The following is a 22,063-nucleotide window of genomic DNA, read 5'->3' on the forward strand; positions in this document are numbered from 1 at the left end:
TAGAAAAAGCCCTGCCGTTACAGCAGGGCTTTAAACACAAAGGGTTTTGCAGAATTAGCGAGCGACAAACCCGAACGAGGCGTAGCGCACATCATTGGCGAAATACTGGTCGATCGCCTTCACCAGTTGCCCGGCCATCCGGTTGCGATCCCCCGAATCGTTCAGACGTCGCTCGTCCTCGGCATTGGTGATAAAGCCCATCTCCAGCAGCACGGCGGGGACATCGGCGGCCAGCAGGACGACGAAACCGGCCTGACGGTGGCTACCTTTGAGCAGCGGCACAGTGCCGTCCATATTGTCGAGCATCAGTTCGGCAAAGGTGGCCGAGCGGTTCTTGGTGGCACGCTGGGTCAGGTCGATCAGGATGCGCCCGACCGTCTTGTCCGTCGCCCCCGTCGGCAAGGCCCAGTCACCGCGGTTCATGGCGTTGCGCGCCGCCCGTTCGGTGCCGGAATCCGAGAGGGTATAGATGGACGCCCCCTTGGTCGCCGTATTGGGGCCAGAGTCGGAGTGCAGCGAGATGAACAGATCGGCATTGGCGTTGCGGGCGATGCGCACGCGGGCAACCTTATCGACATAGACGTCGGAGTCGCGCGTCATGATGACCTTATAACGACCTGTGGCTTCCAGTTTGGCTTTCAGCGCCTTGGCCGCCTCCAGATTGACGTCCTTCTCCCACGACGACGCACCACGTGCACCGGGATCATGCCCGCCGTGACCCGCATCGACCACGATGATCTTCTTGCCCGTGCGCGGTTTGTCAGCCGCTTCGGTGCGCAATGCAGGGGGTATGGGCGCGGTATCGGCCACGGTCTTCGCAGAGACGGTCTGAGGCGCAGGCGCATCCGCAGCAACCACGTCGATCACGTAGCGATAGGTGCTGATCCCATCGGCGGGCGGTAGCAGAAAACGGCGCGCGATCCGAGCATTGCGGCTGAAATCGAGGCGCAGACGCGTCATGCCGGCCGTCGTATCCAGCTTCCAGCCCTTAACAAGCCCCTGCCCCTGCCCGCTCAGCGCCGCACCCACATCAATACCCGACAGGCCCAGAACGGCGCGCTGCTGGTCTTCCTCGCGGCTAAGGAGCTCCCCCTTCGCCGAGGCTTGCAGATCAATGACCAGCCGTGTCTGGTTCGGCGCACCGCCCAGACGTACATTGACCACATCGCCGCTGGAGGCCGCTTCGACCGGGGTGATGTCCCCTGTCGCAATTACGATGGCACCCGCCATCAGGGCAGCCAGCCATAACTGACCATTGCCGGCCAAACGCCACGCACGTCGGATCATTCACCCGCTCCACCAAACACCGTGGACACCTTTCTGGTGCCGCTGCTTTTGCATTGTGACAGAATGGATACACGACGCGGGTAGCAATCTCGTTAACAACAAAAATAATTGCGTGCTTTTCTTTTGCGCCGCCTTGTTGCATATTCGCCTCGTCCGTGCACGGCGGCTCCGTCAGACCTTGTCTTATAAACGATTCTGACAGGCGTTCGTGTCCGTTGCCGGTGTCTGGCCTGCGATATTTTGATGGTCGCACGCGCCCCACACCGGACCAAACACCTCCTCGAAGAGGCGCTGTTCCGTTCCTGTGCGACCGGTCAGACCTTCTTCCGGCGACACAGTCCGTCACAGGACCCGTCGCCACCCGAATGAAATTCACCGGCGTGTCCGCCAAAGGGGCCTCCATCGGCACCGGGACGCTTCGGCCAAAGCGTAGTCAGGGTATTCGTCGGCTCAGTTGAGCCGCGTTATGGCTCTGATTTCTTGTAACGCCTCATGTGCTTCCGGAACGCGTACTCCACGTTTCGGCATGAGGCTCTAAGGTAACAAACACCCTATGGGCTGTGCTGCTCATTTGAACAGGCTCCGGATTTCTACCGCTCCGCGCACTTTGCGCGCCGGACCGGGCCTTTGCGCACGCCTTTCACCCCAAATCAGTCAGCGCCCCCTGTCACCGCCCGGCCCTCTGTCCGGCGCGGCTTTAAGGCGTGCGCGCTGCGGAGATCGCGTTAATGTCGAAAACCATGTTAATCGACGCGACGCACGCGGAAGAAACCCGCGTCGTCGTTCTGAACGGCTCAAAAGTTGAGGAATTCGATTTTGAAAGCCACGCCCGCAAGCAGTTGCGCGGCAATATCTATCTCGCCAAGGTCACCCGCGTAGAGCCCTCGCTTCAGGCGGCCTTCGTGGAATATGGCGGCAACCGCCACGGCTTTCTGGCCTTCAACGAAATCCACCCGGACTATTATCAGATCCCGGTCGCCGACCGCGAAAAACTGATGGCCGAGCTGGCGGCGCAGGCCGCCGCTAACGGCCACGACGATGCCGAGGACGAGGATCACGAAGACGACGGCGACGACCTGCCGGACGAGGAGCGCCGCCTGCGCGCCCACCTGATCAAGCGCTACAAGATTCAGGAAGTCATTAAGCGTCGTCAGATCCTGCTGGTGCAGGTCGTTAAGGAAGAGCGCGGCAACAAGGGCGCGGCGCTCACCACCTATCTGTCGCTGGCCGGGCGCTACTGCGTGCTGATGCCCAATACGGCGCGCGGCGGCGGCATCAGCCGCAAGATCACCAATGGGGCTGACCGCAAGCGGCTGAAGGCCGTGGCGCAGTCGCTGGACGTGCCGCAGGGCATGGGCCTGATCGTGCGCACGGCCGGGGCCAAGCGCACCAAGACCGAGATCAAGCGCGACTATGACTACCTGCTGCGCGTGTGGGAAAACATCCGCGAGACGACGCTGCGCTCCAACGCCCCGGCGCTGATCTATGAGGAAGAAGACCTCGTCAAGCGCGCCATCCGCGACCTCTTCGACAAGGATTTCGACCACGTGCAGGTCGAGGGCGTCGAAGGCTATAAGTCCGCCAAGGACTTCATGCGCATGATCATGCCGTCGCAGGCGAAGAAGATACAGCTTTATAATGGTGGGATGCCGCTGTTTGCGCGCCACGGCATAGATGACATCCTCAACCGCATCTATTCGCCGGTCGTGCCGCTGCGTTCGGGCGGCTATCTGGTCATCAACCAGACCGAAGCTCTGGTCGCCATCGACGTCAACTCCGGCAAATCGACCAAGGAACGTAATATCGAGGCGACGGCGCTCAAGACCAATCTTGAGGCTGCCGAAGAGGCCGCGCGTCAGATGCGTCTGCGCGATCTGGCCGGTCTGGTGGTCATCGACTTCATCGACATGGATGAGTCGAAGAACAATCGCGCCGTCGAAAAGAAGCTCAAGGACGCCCTCAGCGAAGACCGCGCCCGCATCCAGATGGGCAAGATTTCTGGCTTCGGCCTGATGGAAATCAGCCGTCAGCGCCGCCGCACCGGCTTCCTCGAAGGCACGACGGTTATCTGCCCGCACTGCGAAGGCATGGGCCGCGTCCGTTCGACCGATTCCTCGGCCCTGGCCGCCATGCGCGCCATCGACCTTGAGGCCATGACCAATGGCGCCGGCGCCATCACCATCAAGCTGCCGCAGGCCGTGGCCCTGTATATCCTTAATGAAAAGCAGGTGCATCTGGCCAAGCTGCGTCTCGAATGGGGCCTGAAGGTCAATGTCGAGATCGACTCCGACCTGAACCACGCCGAATTTGAGATCGTGCGCACCGTGCACGCCGATGAGGTGGAGTTCACGCCGCCGCCGCGTCCCGATCCGATCATCGACCTGGGTCCGGACCCGGACTATGATGAGGACGAGGACGAAGACGTCATCGCCATCGACGAAGAGGCTATCGAACGCGAAGACACGGACGATGATGAGGCCTCGGACCGCGCCGAAGCGCGTGAGGATCGCGAGGATCGTCGTGGCCGCCGCCGTCGCCGTCGCCGGGGCCGTCAGGACAACGAGCCGCGCGTCGAAGCCGACACAGCGGAGGCCGAGGCCAGCGACTCCGAGGCCGACAGCGAAGACGAGGATGGCGACGAAGATGGCGATTTCCGCCGCAACCGTCGCCGCCGTCGCGGCCGCCGCGGTGGTCGTCGCAACGGACCGGACGCCCGTCCGCGTGAGGCCTATGCCTGGGTGCGCGCCCGCACACCGTCGCTGGAAGAACCATATGTGTGGATCGACCCGTTCGACGAATCGCAAGGCAAGCGCGCCCCGAATCCGGGCGAAACGCCGGATGGTTTCGATGTGATCGAGGTCGCTACCGAGGCCAACCAGACCGTCGTCATCGAAACCAGTGCAGAGTCTGCATCGGTATTAGGGGCTGCCACTCAGGCCCCGACCTCGCTGGTGCCCGAAGACCTGCGCGATCAGCCGGCCCCCAAGGGCAAGCGTCCGCCGCGCAAGCGTCGTGGCAAGGCCGAAGCCGAAGCGAGCGAAACGGTCGAGACCATCGCTGAGCCTGCCGTGATGGAAACGGCTCCGGAGCCGGTCACTGATGCCGTGCCAGAAGCCGTTACCGAAACAGCAGCTGAAGAGGTTGCCAAACCCGCGCGCAAGTCCCGCTCGCGCAAGAAGAAGACCGACGAGCCGGTGGCCGAGGTCGCCGCAGAACCCACACTGACCGTCGAACCGGCGGTGGAACCTGCGCCGGTCGAAGTCATGGTGGAACCCGTGGCCGAACCCGCACCGGAACCCGTGCTGGAAAGCGAACCATTGGGCGGCAGCTTCGCCCCCACCGCGCCTGAGCCCGACCCGGCGGAAATCAACACCCCGCCCGCCAAGCCCAAGCGCGGCTGGTGGCGCAAATAAAACCGAAAGGCCCGCGACCCTGGCGTTGCGGGCCTTTTGTTTACAGCCACCCATCCGGCTTTTCCGGTTGTGTGAGGGCCTTAGATTTGTCACTCTTAATCTCCATATAAAGCTGAACGAAATCCGTGACAGAGACGTGCCTATGGTGTGGAACGGCCTTAAAAACAGAGCGTCCGGCTGGCTGAAGCCTCTGGCGGCGGCCTCGCTGATGATACTGGCCATCACCGGACTGGCCCCCAAGGCGCAGGCGCAAGCCGTCATCCGCGACACCGAGATCGAGCGTTTTCTGCATAAGGAAACACGCGGCATTCTGACCGCTTCGGGCCTCAATGCCGATCAGGTACAGTTCCTGCTGATCGCCGATCAGTCGATCAACGCCTTTGCCACCTCGCGTCAGATTATCGGCCTCAATACCGGCATGATCGGCGAAGCCGAAACACCCAATGAGCTGTTCGGCGTTATCGCCCACGAAGCCGGTCACCAGGCGGCGGGTCATACTGTGCGCTCGGACGAAATCTATCAGGCGGCCAAGGCCCCGATGGCCATTTCGCTGGGGCTTGGGATTATTGCCATTCTGGCCGGGGCCGGAGATGCGGGCGTGGGCCTTCTGGGCTCATCGCAGACCTTCGGCACGCTGGGGGCGCTGCGCTACATGCAAACGCAGGAGGCCTCCGCCGACATCGCCGGCGTCAAGGCGCTGGAGCGCGCGGGCATGTCCGGCCGTGGTCTGGTCGAATTTTTCGATAAGCTGCGCAATTACGAGACCTTTTCCAACGCCGAGCGTTATCAGTATTTCCGCACTCACCCCCTGTCGCGCGACCGGGTCGCCACGCTCCGCCGTCTGGTCGAGCAACAGTCGCACAAGGATGCGGTGGACTCTCCGGAACTGATCGCCGAATTCAGCATCGTCAAGGCCAAGCTGTCGGGCTTCCTCGATCACCCGCAAAAGGTGTTCATGCGCTACCCCGAAAGCGACCGCTCTTACCCCGCCCGCTATGCCCACGTCATTGCGTGGTACAAGCAGACCGAGGTGAAGAAGGCCCTGACCGAGCTGGATCAGCTTCTGACCGAGCAGCCCAATAACCCCTATCTATGGGAGCTGAAGGGGCAAATCTATTTTGAGACGGGTCAAACCGCACTGTCCATCCCGGCGCACCGCAAATCGGTGGAACTGCTGCCCGACGCGCCACTTCTGCTGGTGAATCTGGGGCAGGCTCTGGTGGCCGCCGGCGGTGACGACAATCTGCGCGAAGGCATAGAGAAGCTGAATGCCTCGCTGAAATACGAACCTGACAACAGCTTTGCCTGGAACCTGCTGGCGCAGGGTTATGATGGTCTGAAAATGCCGGGTCAGGCGCGTCTGGCCTCGGCCGAAGCGGAGTTCTATCAGGGCAATATCCCGCAGGCCCGCACCTTCGCCGTGTGGTCGCAGAAAAACCTGCCCAAGGACTCCATCGAATACCGTCGTGCCCGCGACATCGTTCTGACCACCTCCTCGCTCATGGGTATCGACCCCGTGGAGGAAGAAACCCGTACCCGTCGTTAAATGTACCGCTGCTGGAAAGAGTCCCCGTGACCGATACCCCCGAAACGCCGACGCCTGCACCCGAAATCAAAACAGAGACGGCCGCCCCTGCCCCGCGTGAGCCCCTGCTCAGCAAGTCCAATCTGGCGCTGGCGCTGGCGACCGGGGCCTTTGTGCTGGCACTGGCGCCTTATGTTCTGCCCAATATTCAGGGCCTGATCGTGCGCGGCGGCCTGATGACGCGGCCCGAAGTGCTGGTCGATGCCTCGACGGCCCTGCGCGAAAAGCAGGATGCCGAAACGCGCAAGAGTGTCGAAACCGCCATCAAGGCCAATGAAGGCTCAATCATCGCCGCCGACGATCCCGTCCTTGGCAACCCCTCTGCCCCCATTACGATTATTGAGTTCCACGACTATCTGTGCGGGGCCTGCCGCGCCAGCCACCCCAGCCTGCTGAGCTTCCTCAAGGCCAATCCCGACGTGCGCGTGGTGGTCAAGGAATATCCGATCATCGGCAAGGACAATTCGCGTGTTCTGGCCGCCCTGGCCCTCGCCGCCCGCGACACCGGCCACTACGCCGCCGTGCACAACGCCCTCTACAGCCACGAACTCAGCTCTCAGGCCGATGTCGATGTCGCCCTGACCGCCGCCGGCGTCAACCCTGCCGAATTGCACGCCAAGGCCCAGTCGCCCGCCATTCAGGCCAAGATCGAGGAAACCCTGCAACTGGGTTACAAGCTGGGCATCGCAGCGACCCCCAACTTCATCGTTGATGGCGTACTGGTCAATGGCGGCGATATCCCGCAGCTTCAGACTCTGGTGACGGCGGCGCGTCAGAAGGCGAAATAAGTGAAAAGACGAAATAAGTGAAAAGACTCTGGGGGCAACTGCCCCCAGACCCCGGATCAGGGTTTCATAGCGAATCTATCCCCGCGCGCTCAGCCTGTGTCATCATGGCCGCATGGATGTCCACGCAGAAAACAAGGCAGAACTGAGAGCGCTGCTGGCCGAGCGTCGCGCCATCCTGCGCGACTTTGCCGACACGGTACTGGGTCACGTGACTTCGCTGTCGAAGCCGGAAACCGCTCTCGAAGCCGAGCGCACGGCCCGCGCCGTCATGGCGGTCGACAGCATGTTGTGTCAGCTCTTTGCCCCGCCGCCGGAGCCGAAATCCCTCAAGGCCACGGCCCGCAACCTCGCTTCTGACGATGCGGAAGAGGCGAAACCGCAACGTTACGGTCTCAGAAGCTACACCATCGACGAAGAGGCCGCTCAGAAGCTGGCGCTGGAACGCGCCGAGGCCGAACTGAACCGTCAGGGTCACTACGAAACCCGCCGTGGCGAAATGTTTGATAAACTGGTCACCATTGCCAAGGGGATGCACCTCGCCCTGTGGCGCGACGAAGGCTATGTCGAAGCCGATGTCACAAAGCTAATGAACCTATGGGGTGAGTATTACCAACGCATCCTGAGCGAGACGGGGCAACCGCCGGACGCCGAACTGCGTCGCCATCCGGCCATCTTCGCCCCTGACTATCACCGGGCACATCTCGAAAGGCTGGAAAAGGGAGAAAGGGCCGCCCCGGATTAGAGCCGCGCCTATATCAGGCCCGCTAGCGGCGAGGACGGATCGGCATAGAGCTTCTTTGCCATCCGCCCGGCCAGATAGGCTTCGCGTCCCGAAATGACGGCGTGCTTCATGGCTACAGCCATGCGGATCGGGTCTTTGGCCTCGGCAATAGCGGTGTTCATCAGGATGGCGTCGCAGCCCAACTCCATGCCCACGGCCGCGTCCGATGCCGTGCCCACGCCGGCATCGACCAGAACCGGCACCCTGGCGTTCTCGATAATGATGCGCAGCGTCACACGATTCTGGATGCCCAGACCCGAACCAATGGGCGCGCCCAGGGGCATGATGGCGCACGCCCCGGCCTCTTCCAGCTTCTTGGCATAGACCGGATCGTCCGAGCAGTAGACCATGACGTCGAAACCGTCCTTGACCAGCAGCTTCAGCGAGCGCAGCGTTTCTTCCATATCGGGATAAAGCGTCTTAGGGTCAGACAGGACCTCCAGCTTAACGAGGTTCCAGCCGCCCGCTTCGCGCGCCAGACGCAGCGTCCGCACCGCATCTTCACCCGTGAAACAGCCCGCCGTATTGGGCAGGTAGGTGAATTCGTCCTGTTTCACATAGTCCATCAGCATAGGCTGGTTCGGATCGGTCAGATTGACACGACGCACCGCTACGGTGACGATCTCAGCGCCCGACGCCCGCGCCGCCGCGGCGTTCTGGGCATAGTCTTTATATTTCCCTGTGCCGACGATCAGGCGCGAGGAAAAGGTGCGCCCGGCAACGGTCCAGGTATCAGGTGAAAGGGCGGCGGTCGGTTCGGTCATGAGTATCGGTCCCGTATGAAACGCTTTGGCGTCTCTATAAGGCTTTCTGCCGGCAAAACCACCCCTTCACGCGCGGCAAACGCGCCATGAAATAAGTTGTGTCCGAAGGATGTGCAAAATGATATACTTGCTCAATTATGTATATCAAAAAAGGGGGCCACATGCAGGTTTCCAAATGGGGCAACAGTCTGGCGGTGCGCCTGCCCGCCGCCGTGGTCGAAGCGCTGGAACTGAAGGACGGCGACGAAATCGAAATCCACGTGCAGGACGCGCGGCAATTCGCTATTGCGCGCAAGCCTGACCGGGACGCCCTGATCGCGCGCCTGCGCGGCTTTGCGGGTCGTCTGCCAGCCGATTTCAAATTTGACCGCGACGACGTAAATGGCCGCTGAGCGCGTCTTCTTCGACACCAATGTGCTGGTCTATTTGCTTAAGGACGACAGGCACAAGGGCGAGTGCTGCGCCGACCTCATCGCTGGCGGAGGTACGATCAGCGTGCAGGTGCTGAACGAACTGCTGAATGTCATCCGCCGCAAGACCGACCTGAACTGGCCTGACACCCTGCGCTTTCTGGAAACGCTGGAAGGGCTGTTCGAGATTACCGACATGACGCAGGAGACCCACCGACTGGGGCGGCGTCTGGCGGAACGCTATCGTCTGTCGGTCTATGATGCCCTGATTATTGCCGCCTCTATCCTCTCCGGGGCCAGCGTCCTTTATACTGAAGATATGCCAGACGGTGCCATCATCGAAGGCGTGCGCATCGTCAACCCATTCACGGGCAGGCCTTAACCATCGACAGGCACGGATTCGGCCCGCCATGCGGGCCTCTGCATGGATGTTTAGAGATGGCCTCAGCTATCCGTGTCGCCGCCGCTGGCGGCATCCGTGTCTATCCGTGGCGAGTTTACACTAACGCGGCGGCTGGGCTGTTTCGTAAGCCACAACACTCAGGATCGGGCCACTTGTGTAGTGGCAGTAACCCATGAAAAAAAGAGTGGCGCTTGTCCTCATGGACTCGCAATCCCAGACCTTACCCGTCAGACGGACGTAACGGCCCTTGGGCAAGCCGTGTAGCCCTTCCATGAGGTTATCGCGGCCATAGAGCCCCAGTCGCCGACCCTGCAACGCCTTAGAAGAAGCCGCGTATTTAATCTTCGTGTCGCCCTTAGAAAGGAAAAGCGCCCGCGCGTGAACATACCCTTCGACGATGACACAGCGTCCTTTGTGAGCTGCAGGGTCTTTCAGAAGCTGGGGCAGGTCCACCGCCTCGGAGGCACCAGGTTTGAGGCACTCATCGCCGGTCGGGCGCAAACCGGTGTCGTAAACCTTGTCCTGCGCCATGACGGGCAAGGCCAGCAAAACGGACAAAATCAATCCGATCGCCAGCGCCCTCATCTTAATCCCCGCCGCCGACAAAGTGGACGATCTCAAAGCGGTCCCCGGCTTCGATCGGCGTGGCGACATAGGCCGATTTGGGCACGATTTCGAGATTGCGCTCCACCGCCACCTTGCGCGGATCGATACCGATCTGCCCGATCAGGGCCATCACATTGGCGGCCAAAACCTCGGTTTCTTCGCCATTCAACAGAATTTTCGTCATTTTCGGATCGTTTTCGGGCGAAAAAGCCCGCTTTTTCTTGTGAGCAAGCGCAACAGGGGATACAAGACCGCATCCCACAGGATCAGGCTTTGCATGTCGAAACCCATATATGTCCTTAACGGCCCCAATCTCAACCTTCTGGGGGTGCGTGAGCCGGAAATTTATGGATATACACGTCTTTCGGACATCGAGGCCCGTTGTACCGAGCTGGCTGCGGCCCGTCATGTCCCCGTCGTCTTTCGCCAGACGAATCACGAAGGCGAACTGATCGACTGGGTGCAGGAGGCACGCGAACACGCTTCGGTCCTGATTCTCAACCCGGCGGGCTATGGCCATACCTCGGTCGCGTTGCTGGACGCGCTGAAGGCCCTCAGCCAGCCGATCATCGAATGCCATCTGTCGAACCCTCACGCCCGCGAACCGTTCCGCCATCACTCCTATGTGTCGCTGGCGGCCAAGGCGGTTATTGCCGGTATGGGGGCGATTGGCTATGAACTGGCTATCGAGGCGGCCCTACGCCTCATCGAAAAATAGCCCACCGGCCCGTTCTTACGCACGGCCCCACCCCCTAACTAAGGTAAGCGCATGTCATCGCAAAAACCGGTTGACCCGATCGACCCCCGCCTCATTCGCAAGCTGGCGGACATCCTGAAGGAAACCGAGCTGACCGAAATCGAGGTCGAGCAGGGTGAACTGAAGATCCGCGTCGCGCGCACCCTCACCGCCGCGCCGGTGGCCACCTACGCCGCTCAGGTCGCGGCCCCCGCCCCTGTGGCAGCTCCTGCTCCCGCGGCTGCGGCTCCGGTCGCCGCCCCTGTGGCTGCCGAAGCCCCGAAAGCCGCCAAGGACGCGCTGAAATCGCCCATGGTCGGCACCGTCTATCTGTCGCCGCAGCCGGGTGCTGCTACCTTCGTTAAGGTCGGTGACAAGGTGAAGGCCGGTCAGACCCTGCTGATCATCGAAGCCATGAAGACCATGAACCCGATCCCCGCGCCCAAGGACGGCACGGTGTCGGAAATTCTCGTTTCCGACGCCCAGCCCGTCGAATTCGGCGAAGGCCTCGTGGTAATCGACTAACGCCATGTCCGACACCCCCAAACTGTTCGACAAGATCCTCATCGCCAACCGTGGCGAAATCGCCCTGCGCGTCATCCGCGCCTGTAAGGAGATGGGGATTGCCACCGTTGCGGTGCATTCGACCGCCGACGCCAACGCCATGCACGTGCACCTGGCGGACGAAAGCGTCTGCATCGGGCCGCCCGCTGCCGCCAAGTCGTATCTCAACATTCCGTCCATCATCGCGGCTGCCGAAATCACCGGCGCTCAGGCGATTCACCCCGGCTATGGTTTCCTGTCGGAAAACGCCCGTTTCGCCGAAATCGTCGGCGCGCACGGCATGACCTTCATCGGGCCTCAGCCGGACCACATCCGCCTGATGGGCGACAAGATCACCGCCAAGCAGGCCGCCAAGGACTCCGGCATCCCCGTCGTTCCGGGCTCTGACGGCGGCGTGGCCACGGTCGAAGACGCCATCGAAGCGTCGAAGTCCATCGGCTTCCCGCTGATCATCAAGGCCGCCGCCGGCGGCGGCGGTCGCGGCATGAAGGTCGCGGCCAATGCCGATGTGCTGGCCGAACAGGTGATGAGCGCCCAGACCGAAGCCGCTGCGGCCTTTGGTGACGGCACGGTCTATATGGAGCGCTACCTCCAGAAGCCGCGCCATATCGAGATTCAGGTGATCGCCGACAGCCACGGCAATGTCGTGCACCTCGGCGAACGCGACTGCTCGTTGCAACGCCGCCACCAGAAGGTGCTGGAAGAAGCCCCATCGCCCGTCATCGACGCAGCAGCGCGCGACAAGATCGGCATGATCGTCGTCGAAGCCATCCGCAAGATCGGCTATCTGGGCGTCGGCACCATCGAGTTCCTGTACGAGGATGGCGAGTTCTTCTTCATCGAGATGAACACCCGCCTTCAGGTCGAACACCCGGTCACCGAATTTGTCACCGGCGTCGATCTGGTCCGCGAACAGATCCGCATTGCGGCGGGCCTGCCTCTGTCCTTCACTCAGGCCGATATCGACCTGAAAGGCCACGCCATCGAAGTGCGGATCAACGCTGAAAACGCCCGCACCTTCGTGCCGTCACCCGGTACGGTCACCGACTTCCACACCCCCGGTGGCCTCGGTGTGCGCATGGATTCGGCGGTCTATAACGGCTACACCATCCCGCCCTATTACGACTCGATGATCGGCAAGCTGATCGTCTATGGGCGCGACCGTCCCGAAGCCCTGGCCCGCCTCAAACGCGCCCTTCAGGAAACTGTAGTGGCCGGTATCGACACCACGATTCCGCTGTTCCTCGACCTGCTGAACGAAGCCGACATCCAGAAAGGGGATTACAATATCCACTGGCTGGAAAAGTGGATCAAGGCGCAGGAAGAGGCGAAGGTCGTAAGCTGATCGAGCTATGGTGAGCAGGTTGTCATTTCTGGTTACCGCTGACGAACATAATTCGTGGGTATTGCCCGTTGTCGATGACCTGCCACTTACCGACCTGATCGAATCCTATGAGCGGGAAAACGGCTACACCGACCCCGCAGGTGGATATGGTCCAATTAGATGTAACGATTTGGATTTCTCTCGACGGACGATAAATCTTCTGGCGTGCGAGTGCGGTGAAACGGGTTGTTGGCCTCTACAGGCAACCCTGTCTCAAAAAGATGCTTGGGTTGTCTGGTCGGAGTTTCGCCAGCCGCATCGCTCAAATCGGGACTATTCTGGCTTCGGTCCTTTTCAATTTCTGCGTAGCGATCATGACGCTGCTATAAAGGGCTTATGCCTCTACGGTAGCTAATGACGTGACCGAGAGCTGAACATTTTGCAGGAATTCACCCTCGACGATCTGGTCCAATGCTACCGCACCGGCATTTTTCCGATGTCGGATGCGCGCGATGATGAGACCCTGTTTCTGGTCGATCCGCCGCTGCGGGGCATATTGCCGCTGGAAGGCGTGCGTGTGCCGTCGCGGCTGGCGCGCACCGTGCGCAACACCCCCTTCACGGTGAAGATCGACACGGCCTTCCGGCAGGTCATCGAATTGTGCGCCGAAAGCGCCGCCGACCGCGAAAGCACCTGGATTTCTCATTCGATTCAAGAGCTTTACGAGGCCCTCTTCGCGCGCGGTCTGGCCCACAGCGTTGAGGTATGGGACGGCACAAGGCTGGTGGGCGGGCTTTATGGCGTCGCCATCAACGGGGCGTTTTTCGGCGAAAGCATGGTGTCGCGCGCCACGGATGCCTCAAAAATCGCGCTGGTGCATCTGGTGGCGCGGCTGCGTGCCGGCGGCTATCGCCTGCTCGATTGTCAGTTTCTCACCGACCATCTGCGGCAGTTCGGCGTCATCGAAATTCCGCGTGAGGATTACAAGGCGCGCCTGAAAGACGCGCTGTCGGTCGAAGGCGACTTCTACCGGCTGGCGACCGCCGTGACCGGCAAGGGCGTCCTGCAACTGACCACCCAGACGTCATAGACCGGGTGTTCCATGCCGTTGACGCCCGGCGTCGAGGCGTAGGTCCAGCCCTTGAACACGTCCTTGGGCTTGGGCACCGTACCATTGGCCGCCGGCTGCGGCGAGGTGCGCACCTCAAGATAGGTCATGGTGTCGCTCATCGCCTCGTCCTGCGCCGAGGTCTCACAGGCCTTCACCGTATAGACCATGCCGCGATAGCGCTTGGGCTTGCCGACCGGGGCCTCAAAGCGGATCGCCTCACCCGTCACCTTGTCGAGCACGGTCAGGATGGCCGCACTGTAGCGCAGGCGCTTTTCGGGCGGCACCACGACCACAGGGGCTGATGACTGAGACGCGCTGCTGCTGGCCACTGGCGCATTGCCCACCACCTGACCGGCGGAATCGACATAGGGCGTACCCGCCGACGACTGAGCGGTGGCGGATGGCGGAACGGCGGCGGGCGTGCCTGTCCCAACGGCCTGCGGCTGGGTGGCCACCGGGGCCGCCGGGCGATTCACGGTTTGCGTATTGGCCGCACGCTGAGGCGCGTTGCGTTTATTCCCGGTCGGGTCGTAGGGCTTATACTCTACGCCGTCGATGTAATAGGGTTCCGGGTCATAGTCGGCATTGTCGCGCGCATCGCGGCGGTCACGGTTCGACTCACGGCGCGGGGCTTCTTCGTCGGGCGGGATGTTCTGGGCATAGAGCGGCAAGGCGATGGCGGCCACGCCGGCCATCAGCAGCACCGCCCGAACCATCGCGCCGGTCTTTCTCATCAGGGCTTCCACGCCTCGTAATCGCCCGACTTCGACGCCTGACGCTCGCCTTCAGCGTTCAGCGACCCCTTAGGGAACTGCGCGAACGGCGTCCCCGACAGGTTGGGCAGGTGCGGTTTTTCCCACGATTTGCGCGGCAGCGGCGCCACCGTCGGCGGCTCATCGTACATATAGTGCATCCAGCCGTGCCAGTCGGGCGGGATCTTCGAGGCATCGGCATAGCCGTTATAGATCACATAGCGGCGCGGCTTGTCGCCGTAGCTTTCTTTGGTATTGCGGGCCTGATAGTATTTGTTGCCGAATTCGTCGGTCCCGACGAGCTTCGACGTGCGGCCGATGGTGAACAGCGTACCGAGCGTCGCACCGCTCCACCACAAGAAGGCTTTATCCAGCAAGGTCTTACCCTATTTCACTAATTGGCGAAGAGAGAGACTCCGCCGGTTATGCGTCTCCTGACTTATAAAGCGCCGCTGCATCTGCGTAAAGCGCTTCTAAAGGCCACAACCGGCGAATTATCCCCCATGCGGGAGCCACGCAACATATTGTGGATGGATCGGCAGCACGGCCCCACATTTATTGCTGAAAGGTTAAAATCGGTTTAGGCTTTATCCCCAATTCTGCGCGCCAATCCGGGGAAGCCAATGGCAAAGATAATGTCCGGCGATTCTGTCCTGCCTGATCTGTCCTTTGCGGCGCGTGCCGAACAGGCCCAGCCTGTGCTGGAATGGCGCGAAATCGAACGCGGCCCCGACAGTTTCAGCATCCTGTGCCCGCGCGACTGGACCACGGCGCAAAGCGAAGCCTGGCATGACTGGGTCGAAGCCCTGCCGCGCGACCTGCCCGAAGGGGCGTTTCCGCCGGTGGCCGAAGGGCTGGATGGCGCTTTCGACCTCTATGCTCATCGTCTGGCGGCGTGGGGGCGCGTGTATGGCATATTGCGCGAAGACGAGGCGCAGGCCTTTGCGGCCGAACTGGCCGCGACCCTGCGGCTGGGGCTGGCCGCCCCGGCAACAGGTGTGCGAACGGGGCATCGCGTGCCGTTACTGGATGGCACGAAAATCACGCAAACAGAGGCCCGCTACGCCGACATCGAAGATCATGCCTGTGTGCGTGACCTGCGCGACCTGCTGGTCGGGGCGCGCTCCGAAGCCGTCGCCCGCGCCACCCGCGATCAGCTTCACGCCGCCCTGTCCGGCATCACCGCCGCCATTGCGCGCGCCGAGGGCGAACAGCGCGCCAGCCTGCAACACAATCCGGCTCTGGCCCGCGCGGCACTGAAAGCCCGCCGTCTGGGGGCCTCGGACGCCCTCATCCAGTCGGTTATTCAGTCCACGGACGGTTTGACCGGCGACAGCACCCTGCCCGACTGGTCTTTGCAAAATGTCGAGGCCGACCGGCCCGCCCCGGCGGTCATCGTCACCGCGCGCCGCGACCTGATCGCTGCCGGTGATCCGTCGGCGCGTCTGGCGGCGCAGGCGGCACTGGAAAGCGGCCGCCTGTGGATCGCCTTCGATCCGGACGCCGCCGAAGCGCTGGATGACACCCTGATCGCACCGCGCGCCGCGCTCAACGCCTATGGATTCCTTAAGCCAACCGGCTTCGACATCGAAGGCTTTGCCGCCTGTGCCGCCCTGTGGACCGTGGCGCTCGATATCGAAAGCCATCTGGCCTTTGCCACCACGCCCGAAGCCGCTCAGCGTCTGGCCTATCATCGCCCCATTGCCCTCACCGTGGCCGGCCTCAGCGAAACCTTGATGGCGCTGAGCCTGAGTGCGCAAACCGAAGCCGGGCAGGACTTTGCTGCCGCCCTGATGGCCGTGCTCGATGCCGAAAGCGTGCACGCCTCGGCTGTGCTGTCGCGCCACCTGACGCCCTATACCGGGTTCGCCGCCGAACGCGATGACCGCGTGTCGGCGCTGAGCCAGAAACTCTATCGTTTGTCGGGCCTTAAGAGCGCTGACCTTAAGGCGCATGCCCTGACGCGCCTGCAAACGGCGCTGAGACTGGCCAAGCCCACCGGTCTGCGCCACGTGCAGACGACCACCCTGTTTGACGATCCGGAACTGTCGTTGCGGTTGGGCGTGACGCTGGGGGATGCGCCGCTGACCGCCCTGACCGTGGCCATGGAAGGCACCGACGGCGTCTTTGTGCGCGGCCTGCACCCCGCCGTCTGGCAAGGGCTGAACGGCGATGAGCGCGACACGGTGCGGACGCATCTGCTGGGGCATCGCACGCTGGACGGCGCACCGCACATCCATGCTCAGACCCTGAAAGCCAAAGGGCTGAGTGATTTTGAAATCGCGGCCCTCGAAGACGCCCTGATCACCGCCCACAGCCTCGAAGAGGTGGTGTCGCCGGCCGTGCTGGATGCCGATTTCATCAAGGATATCTGGGGCATCAGCGACGAAGACCTGCACGCGCCGGGTTTCAGCCTGCTGCGCCTGATGGGCTTTCCGGCGGACGAAATCACCGAGGCGCAGGCCTTTATCTTCGGCCATGACACCACGGAAGGCCTGCCGGACGCCCTGCGTCAGCGTCTCAGCCCTCCCGCCCTGAAAGCGCGACTGGCCCTGCGGCAAAAACTCGAAAGCTTTGCCTCCGCGCCTGCGGCTTCGGCCCTTGTGCTTGAGTGGAATCAGGGCGTGCCCGACGCGCTCAAGGCCCTGGCTCAGGCAGCCGATAGTGGTCTGCGCGCCATCGGCCTCAAGCGTCAGCCGGCACCCCCATCGCTGACGCTGGATATTCCGGAATTTGAGGAGGCCCGCCGTCCAGCTCCGGAACCCGTGCGCGAAGCCCCGGCCCAGACGGTGATCGAAAAGATCATCGAACGCGACCGCGAACGCCAGAAACTGCCCGACCGCCGCAAGGGCTATATCCAGAAGGCCAGCGTCGGCGGCCACAAGGTCTATCTGCACACCGGTGAATACGAAGACGGTTCGGTCGGCGAAATTTTTATCGACATGCACAAGGAAGGCGCGGCCTTCCGTTCACTGATGAATAATTTTGCCATCGCCGTGTCGATCGGCCTGCAATACGGCGTGCCGCTGGACGAATTTGTCGATGCCTTCGTCTTTACGCGCTTTGAACCGGCGGGCCCGGTCAGCGGCAACGATTCGATCCGCTCGGCGACTTCGATCCTCGATTACATCTTCCGGGAACTGGCGATCTCGTACCTAAACCGCGAAGACCTGTCGAACGCCGATCCGGATGAACTGAACGCTGACGGTCTGGGTCAGGGGCATGGCCTGTCGAAGCTGGCCGATGACGGCAATGAAGGCATTGCCGCCTCGCATCTGATTTCCAAGGGCTTTATGCGCGGACAGCCGGACAATCTGGTCGTCGTACCTTTTGGACGCAAGACCCCGAAAACGGACGATCCGTCCCTGCCGCCCGAAGCGCAGGGGGAATAGTCCAGCCTCCTCCCCTGTGAGCGGCGCGAACGGGGGAGGTGTCGAGCAAGCGAAGCGCGTCGAGACGGAGGGGGCGTTCGGTTGGTCACCCCCTCCGTCTCGTCACTTACGCGACGATTCACCTCCCCCGCTTTGCAGGGGTGGAGATCAGGCCCACGCCTTCTGCTTCAGCCACTCCTCAGCGATCTGCACCGCATTCAAAGCCGCCCCTTTGCGCAGGTTGTCGCCGCTGATGAACAGGGTCAGGCCGTGCGCCACGGTCGGGTCACGGCGGATACGGCCCACCTGCACCGGGTCGCGTCCGGACACCGCCAGCGGATTGGGGACATCGGCGATTTCGACGCCGGGCGCTTCGGCCAGCAGAGCCAGCGCCGCCTCAGGCGTCATCGGGCGCTCGAACTCAGCATTGATCGACAGGGAATGGCCCGTAAAGACCGGCACGCGCACGCAGGTCGCCGCTACCAATAAGTCAGGGATTTCAAGGATCTTGCGGCTTTCGTCGCGCAGCTTCAGTTCCTCTTCCGTATAGCCGTCCTCGCCCAGCACATAGTTGAGCGGCACGACGTTATAGGCGATCGGCACGGCCCATTTGCGCACCGGTCCCAAATCGACCGCCGCTCCGTCCTGCGCCAAAGCGGCGCAGCCGTCGGCCCCCGCCACGATCTGATCACGCAAAATCTCGACGCCTTCCATGCCGCCGCCGGACACGGCCTGATAGGTGCTGGCGATCAGGCGCTTCAATCCCGCCGCCTCATGCAGCGGCTTCAGGACCGGCATGGCGGCCATGGTCGTGCAGTTGGGGTTGGCAACAATGCCCTTGGGCGTGTGCTTCAGGGCGTGCGGATTGACCTCTGCCACCACCAGCGGCACGTCCGGATCGCTGCGCCAGGCCGACGAATTGTCGATGACGATGGCCCCAGCGGCGGCCACCTTTTCGGCCAGCGCCTTAGACGTCGAACCGCCCGCCGAGAAGAACACGATATCGAGGCCGCTGTAGTCGGCGGCGGAGGCGTCCTCCACCACAATTTCACGCTCCCCGAAGCGCACGCGACTGCCGGCCGAGCGGGCCGAGGCAAACAGGCGCAGCTTGTTTAGCGGGAAGCGGCGTTCGGCCAGTATGGACAGCATCATGCCGCCGACAAGGCCGGTCGCGCCCACTATGCCGACATTGGGGAACTGCGAGGAATGGGATTGATCGTTCATAGGTTACGTCTCCTGCGTCAAAAGGTTTGGCGGGAGGCGCGAGGTGTTGGGTTTTCTGTGAAACCGGCCCCGCGCATTCCGCGGGGCTTCGTCCAGATGCCTTGGCTTACACCGTCAGCACGACCGGACCGGCCCCGCGAAGCGGGTCGGCTTGGTAGTGGCTTTGGTGGTCGTCATTTGGAACATGAAAGCGGCTCTACCGGGAAAGACGGGTTTTGTAAACCGCTCTTATACCTCTCCGGTTTATCGGGAGAGGGCGCAGGCCCCGATCTTGCTTAAGACAAGCGAAACCACAAGAGGTGTACCATCATGAAACGCATCGCTCTGGCCGTGGCCGCGCTTTCGCTGTTTGCCCTTCCCGCTTCGGCGCAAAACCCTGTACAGATCAGCCGTGCCGGTTCGGGCGCGTCCTGCTCCGGCTGCAACCTGTTTCAGGCCGATTTTTCCGGTAAGACGCTGAAAGGCAAGAACTTCGCCGAGGCGCGCCTGCGTCAGGCGGACCTGTCGAGCGGCGTTTTCAACGGCACGAGCTTTGCGGGTGGTGACCTGCGTGACCTCAACGGGTTTGGCTCGCTGTTCGGCCATGCCAATTTCGCGCGCACCAATCTGACCAATGCCAATTTCGTCGGGGCCTATCTCGAAGGGGCCAATTTTGCGGGCGCCAATCTGAGCGGCGTCAACTTTTCCGGGGCTGAAATGGCGTCGGCGCGCGGCATCACCCAGCGCATGATGGATCAGGCCTGCGGCGACAAGACGACTGTGCCGCCGAAGGGTATCCGCGTTCCGGTGTGCTAAACCTATGGGGTTTGGGGCCAGAGAAAGTATCTTGGGACCCCACAAACCTTTTTATTTTCAAAAGAAAAGCCTGCCGGAAATCCGGCAGGCTTTTCTTTTGAATATACGAAGACTTGGGGCAGCAGGCCCCAAACCCCATCCGATTTAGCTCACCTTGATCGGCAGTTGCGTCCGGATATGCAGTTCCTTCAACTGCTTCTCCGTCACCTCCGACGGCGCGCTCATCATCACGTCCTGCCCCTGCTGGTTCAGCGGGAAAGCGATGACTTCGCGGATCGCCGTCTGACCGGCCAGCAGCATCACAATGCGGTCGATACCGGGGGCCAGACCGCCGTGCGGCGGCGCGCCGTATTTGAAGGCGTTGAGCATCCCGCCGAACTGGCTTTCGACCACATCGGCCCCATAGCCCGCGATCTCAAAGGCCTTGAGCATGATCTCCTGCTTGTGGTTCCGGATCGCACCGGAGCACAGCTCATAGCCGTTGCAGACGATGTCGTACTGATAGGCCAGAATGTCGAGCGGGTCCTTGGTGAGGAGCGCCTCCATCTCGCCTTGCGGCATTGAGAACGGGTTGTGCGAGAAATCGACCTTCTTCTCGTCCTCATTGTACTCGAACATCGGGAAATCGACGATCCAGCAGAAGCGGAACTGATCCTCGTCCACCAGATTGAGATCTGTGCCGACCTTGGTGCGCGCCAGCCCCGCGAACTTATAGAAGATCTTGGGGTCGCCGGCCACGAAGAAGGCGGCGTCGCCCTGCCCCAGACCCAGCGCCGTCATGAGCGCCGTGGTGGCCTCATTGCCGAGGTTCTTGGCGATGGGGCCGCCCCACGCGCCCTGATCCTCAGACCAGAAGATGTAGCCGAGGCCTGGCTGGCCTTCGCCCTGCGCCCACGAATTCATGCGGTCGCAGAAGGCGCGCGAGCCGCCCTTAGGGGCGGGAATGGCCCACACGGCATTGGCGCTGTTTTCAAGGATACGCGCAAACAGGCCAAATCCGCCGCCGCGGAAATGCTCGGACACGTCCTGCATTTCAATCGGGTTGCGCAGGTCCGGCTTATCCGAGCCGTACTTGGCGATGGACTCTTTGTAGGGGATACGCTGGAACGGATAGCTGGAGACACGCTTGCCTTCGCCGAACTCGGTAAACAGGCCGTGCATCACCGGCTCGATGGCCGCAAACACGTCTTCCTGCGTCACAAAGCTCATTTCGATATCGAGCTGATAGAATTCCAGGCTACGGTCGGCGCGCAGGTCTTCGTCACGGAAGCACGGCGCGATCTGGAAATAGCGGTCGAAACCCGACACCATCAGCAACTGCTTGAACTGCTGCGGCGCTTGCGGCAGGGCGTAGAACTTGCCCGCATGCAGACGCGACGGCACCAGGAAATCGCGCGCCCCTTCGGGCGACGAGGCGGTCAGGATGGGGGTCTGGTATTCCAGAAAGCCCTGTGCGACCATACGGTTACGGATCGACTGAATGACGCGCGAACGCAGCACGATGTTCTTGTGCAGGGTTTCGCGGCGCAGATCGAGGAAGCGGTTCTTCAGGCGGATTTCTTCGGGATATTCCGGCTCACCGAACACCGGCAGCGGCAGTTCGGCGGCTTCGGACAGCACTTCGATATCCGACACCACGACTTCGATCGCACCGGTCGGCAGGTTGGGATTGACGGTCGCTTCATCGCGCGCCACCACCTTGCCATCGACGCGAATAACGCTTTCAGAGCGCAACCGTTCGACCTTGGCAAAGCCCGCGCTGTCCGGATTGAACACCAGTTGCGTCAGGCCGTAATGGTCGCGCAGGTCGATGAACAGCAGGCCGCCGTGGTCGCGCTTGCGGTGAATCCAGCCCGACACGCGCACCTCGGCGCCGGCGTCGGTGGCGCGCAGCGCGCCGCAGGTATGGGTACGGTAACTATGCATTGTGAGTCTCTGAATCCGGCTCAAAAAACGGTTGGGGGCTAGGGCACATGACAGGGGCTGATTGTCAAGACTTGTGTCCGGACTCCCGGCAAAAAGCCGCCATAGGATTTAGTTTTTGTTTGCAAGTGAGGCGCTTTTTTGGGTTTAACCATATGCGGAACGGTCCCTTTTCCCCAGAACGGCCCACCGAACTAACCCCATCGGATGCGGCGTCCACGGATTG

20 protein-coding genes are annotated in these 22,063 nt (G+C 61.9%); 12 read left to right on the forward strand and 8 right to left on the reverse strand.

The features are described from left to right. Positions 1-54: 54 nt before the first annotated feature. Positions 55-1,287 carry an N-acetylmuramoyl-L-alanine amidase family protein gene (locus ASTEX_RS14875; RefSeq protein ID WP_013480455.1) on the reverse strand — a complete coding sequence of 411 codons (1,233 nt, stop codon included), beginning with the start codon at positions 1,285-1,287 and terminating at the stop codon, positions 55-57. Between the two features lie 728 nt (positions 1,288-2,015). Between ASTEX_RS14875 and ASTEX_RS14880 the strand changes: the two genes are divergently transcribed. From ASTEX_RS14880 to ASTEX_RS14895, 4 genes are all read left to right on the forward strand, one after another. Continuing rightward, a complete protein-coding gene (locus ASTEX_RS14880) occupies positions 2,016-4,700 on the forward strand; it encodes an Rne/Rng family ribonuclease (RefSeq protein ID WP_013480456.1) in 2,685 nt (894 codons plus the stop codon). A 142-nt stretch (positions 4,701-4,842) separates the two neighbouring features. Further along, positions 4,843-6,246 (forward strand): M48 family metalloprotease, encoded by a 1,404-nt coding sequence (locus tag ASTEX_RS14885; protein ID WP_013480457.1) that lies wholly within the window; start codon positions 4,843-4,845, stop codon positions 6,244-6,246. A 26-nt stretch (positions 6,247-6,272) separates the two neighbouring features. Next, positions 6,273-7,073: a thioredoxin domain-containing protein gene (locus ASTEX_RS14890; protein ID WP_013480458.1), complete on the forward strand. Its 801-nt coding sequence runs from the start codon at positions 6,273-6,275 to the stop codon at positions 7,071-7,073. 112 nt (positions 7,074-7,185) lie between these two features. Then, positions 7,186-7,815: a hypothetical protein gene (locus ASTEX_RS14895; RefSeq protein WP_013480459.1), complete on the forward strand. Its 630-nt coding sequence runs from the start codon at positions 7,186-7,188 to the stop codon at positions 7,813-7,815. An 8-nt stretch (positions 7,816-7,823) separates the two neighbouring features. On the opposite strand, the gene ASTEX_RS14900 is transcribed toward ASTEX_RS14895, so the two are convergent. Then, positions 7,824-8,618: a thiazole synthase gene (locus ASTEX_RS14900; protein ID WP_013480460.1), complete on the reverse strand. Its 795-nt coding sequence runs from the start codon at positions 8,616-8,618 to the stop codon at positions 7,824-7,826. 161 nt (positions 8,619-8,779) lie between these two features. Here ASTEX_RS14900 and ASTEX_RS14905 point away from each other — a divergent pair, with 161 nt between their 5' ends. Together ASTEX_RS14905 and ASTEX_RS14910 are read left to right on the forward strand one after the other, a co-directional pair. Further along, positions 8,780-9,010 (forward strand): AbrB/MazE/SpoVT family DNA-binding domain-containing protein, encoded by a 231-nt coding sequence (locus tag ASTEX_RS14905; protein ID WP_013480461.1) that lies wholly within the window; start codon positions 8,780-8,782, stop codon positions 9,008-9,010. Beyond that, positions 9,000-9,410 (forward strand): PIN domain-containing protein, encoded by a 411-nt coding sequence (locus ASTEX_RS14910; RefSeq protein WP_013480462.1) that lies wholly within the window; start codon positions 9,000-9,002, stop codon positions 9,408-9,410. The genes ASTEX_RS14905 and ASTEX_RS14910 overlap by 11 nt, the downstream gene beginning before the upstream one ends. Positions 9,411-9,530: 120 nt before the next feature. On the opposite strand, the gene ASTEX_RS14915 is transcribed toward ASTEX_RS14910, so the two are convergent. Both ASTEX_RS14915 and thiS read right to left on the reverse strand, forming a co-directional pair. Next, positions 9,531-10,016, reverse strand: coding sequence for a hypothetical protein (locus ASTEX_RS14915; protein WP_013480463.1), 486 nt, complete (start codon positions 10,014-10,016; stop codon positions 9,531-9,533). 1 nt (position 10,017) lies between these two features. After that, positions 10,018-10,221, reverse strand: coding sequence for a sulfur carrier protein ThiS (gene thiS / locus ASTEX_RS14920; protein ID WP_013480464.1), 204 nt, complete (start codon positions 10,219-10,221; stop codon positions 10,018-10,020). Between the two features lie 93 nt (positions 10,222-10,314). Between thiS and aroQ the strand changes: the two genes are divergently transcribed. From aroQ to aat, 4 genes are all read left to right on the forward strand, one after another. Beyond that, on the forward strand, positions 10,315-10,755 hold the full coding sequence (aroQ, locus tag ASTEX_RS14925; protein ID WP_013480465.1) for a type II 3-dehydroquinate dehydratase: 441 nt from the start codon (positions 10,315-10,317) through the stop codon (positions 10,753-10,755). A gap of 51 nt (positions 10,756-10,806) precedes the next feature. Further along, the gene (accB, locus tag ASTEX_RS14930) at positions 10,807-11,298 is read left to right on the forward strand and encodes an acetyl-CoA carboxylase biotin carboxyl carrier protein (RefSeq protein ID WP_013480466.1); all 492 of its coding nucleotides are present in this window, start codon (positions 10,807-10,809) and stop codon (positions 11,296-11,298) included. 22 nt (positions 11,299-11,320) lie between these two features. Beyond that, positions 11,321-12,682 carry an acetyl-CoA carboxylase biotin carboxylase subunit gene (gene accC / locus ASTEX_RS14935; RefSeq protein WP_041659580.1) on the forward strand — a complete coding sequence of 454 codons (1,362 nt, stop codon included), beginning with the start codon at positions 11,321-11,323 and terminating at the stop codon, positions 12,680-12,682. 418 nt (positions 12,683-13,100) lie between these two features. Further along, entirely contained in the window at positions 13,101-13,751 is a 651-nt protein-coding gene (aat, locus tag ASTEX_RS14940) for a leucyl/phenylalanyl-tRNA--protein transferase (RefSeq protein WP_013480469.1), read from the forward strand. Here aat and ASTEX_RS14945 read toward each other — a convergent pair. Both ASTEX_RS14945 and ASTEX_RS14950 read right to left on the reverse strand, forming a co-directional pair. Beyond that, positions 13,688-14,506 carry a DUF2155 domain-containing protein gene (locus ASTEX_RS14945; protein ID WP_013480470.1) on the reverse strand — a complete coding sequence of 273 codons (819 nt, stop codon included), beginning with the start codon at positions 14,504-14,506 and terminating at the stop codon, positions 13,688-13,690. The genes aat and ASTEX_RS14945 overlap by 64 nt on opposite strands. Then, positions 14,506-14,901 (reverse strand): NADH:ubiquinone oxidoreductase subunit NDUFA12, encoded by a 396-nt coding sequence (locus tag ASTEX_RS14950; protein ID WP_013480471.1) that lies wholly within the window; start codon positions 14,899-14,901, stop codon positions 14,506-14,508. The genes ASTEX_RS14945 and ASTEX_RS14950 overlap by 1 nt, the downstream gene beginning before the upstream one ends. A gap of 246 nt (positions 14,902-15,147) precedes the next feature. On the opposite strand from ASTEX_RS14950, the gene ASTEX_RS14955 reads away from it, so the two are divergent. Then, complete coding sequence (locus ASTEX_RS14955) at positions 15,148-17,916, forward strand: TSCPD domain-containing protein (RefSeq protein WP_013480472.1); 2,769 nt, start codon at positions 15,148-15,150, stop codon at positions 17,914-17,916. Between the two features lie 147 nt (positions 17,917-18,063). Here the strand turns inward: ASTEX_RS14955 and ASTEX_RS14960 are convergent, their stop codons facing one another. Then, a complete protein-coding gene (locus ASTEX_RS14960) occupies positions 18,064-19,119 on the reverse strand; it encodes an aspartate-semialdehyde dehydrogenase (protein ID WP_013480473.1) in 1,056 nt (351 codons plus the stop codon). A gap of 309 nt (positions 19,120-19,428) precedes the next feature. On the opposite strand from ASTEX_RS14960, the gene ASTEX_RS14965 reads away from it, so the two are divergent. Further along, on the forward strand, positions 19,429-19,914 hold the full coding sequence (locus tag ASTEX_RS14965; protein WP_013480474.1) for a pentapeptide repeat-containing protein: 486 nt from the start codon (positions 19,429-19,431) through the stop codon (positions 19,912-19,914). A 144-nt stretch (positions 19,915-20,058) separates the two neighbouring features. Here the strand turns inward: ASTEX_RS14965 and aspS are convergent, their stop codons facing one another. Next, complete coding sequence (aspS, locus tag ASTEX_RS14970; RefSeq protein WP_013480475.1) at positions 20,059-21,840, reverse strand: aspartate--tRNA ligase; 1,782 nt, start codon at positions 21,838-21,840, stop codon at positions 20,059-20,061. Positions 21,841-22,063: the final 223 nt, after the last annotated feature.

Source organism: Asticcacaulis excentricus CB 48 (genome assembly GCF_000175215.2).
In the GTDB taxonomy this organism is placed as follows: domain Bacteria; phylum Pseudomonadota; class Alphaproteobacteria; order Caulobacterales; family Caulobacteraceae; genus Asticcacaulis; species Asticcacaulis excentricus.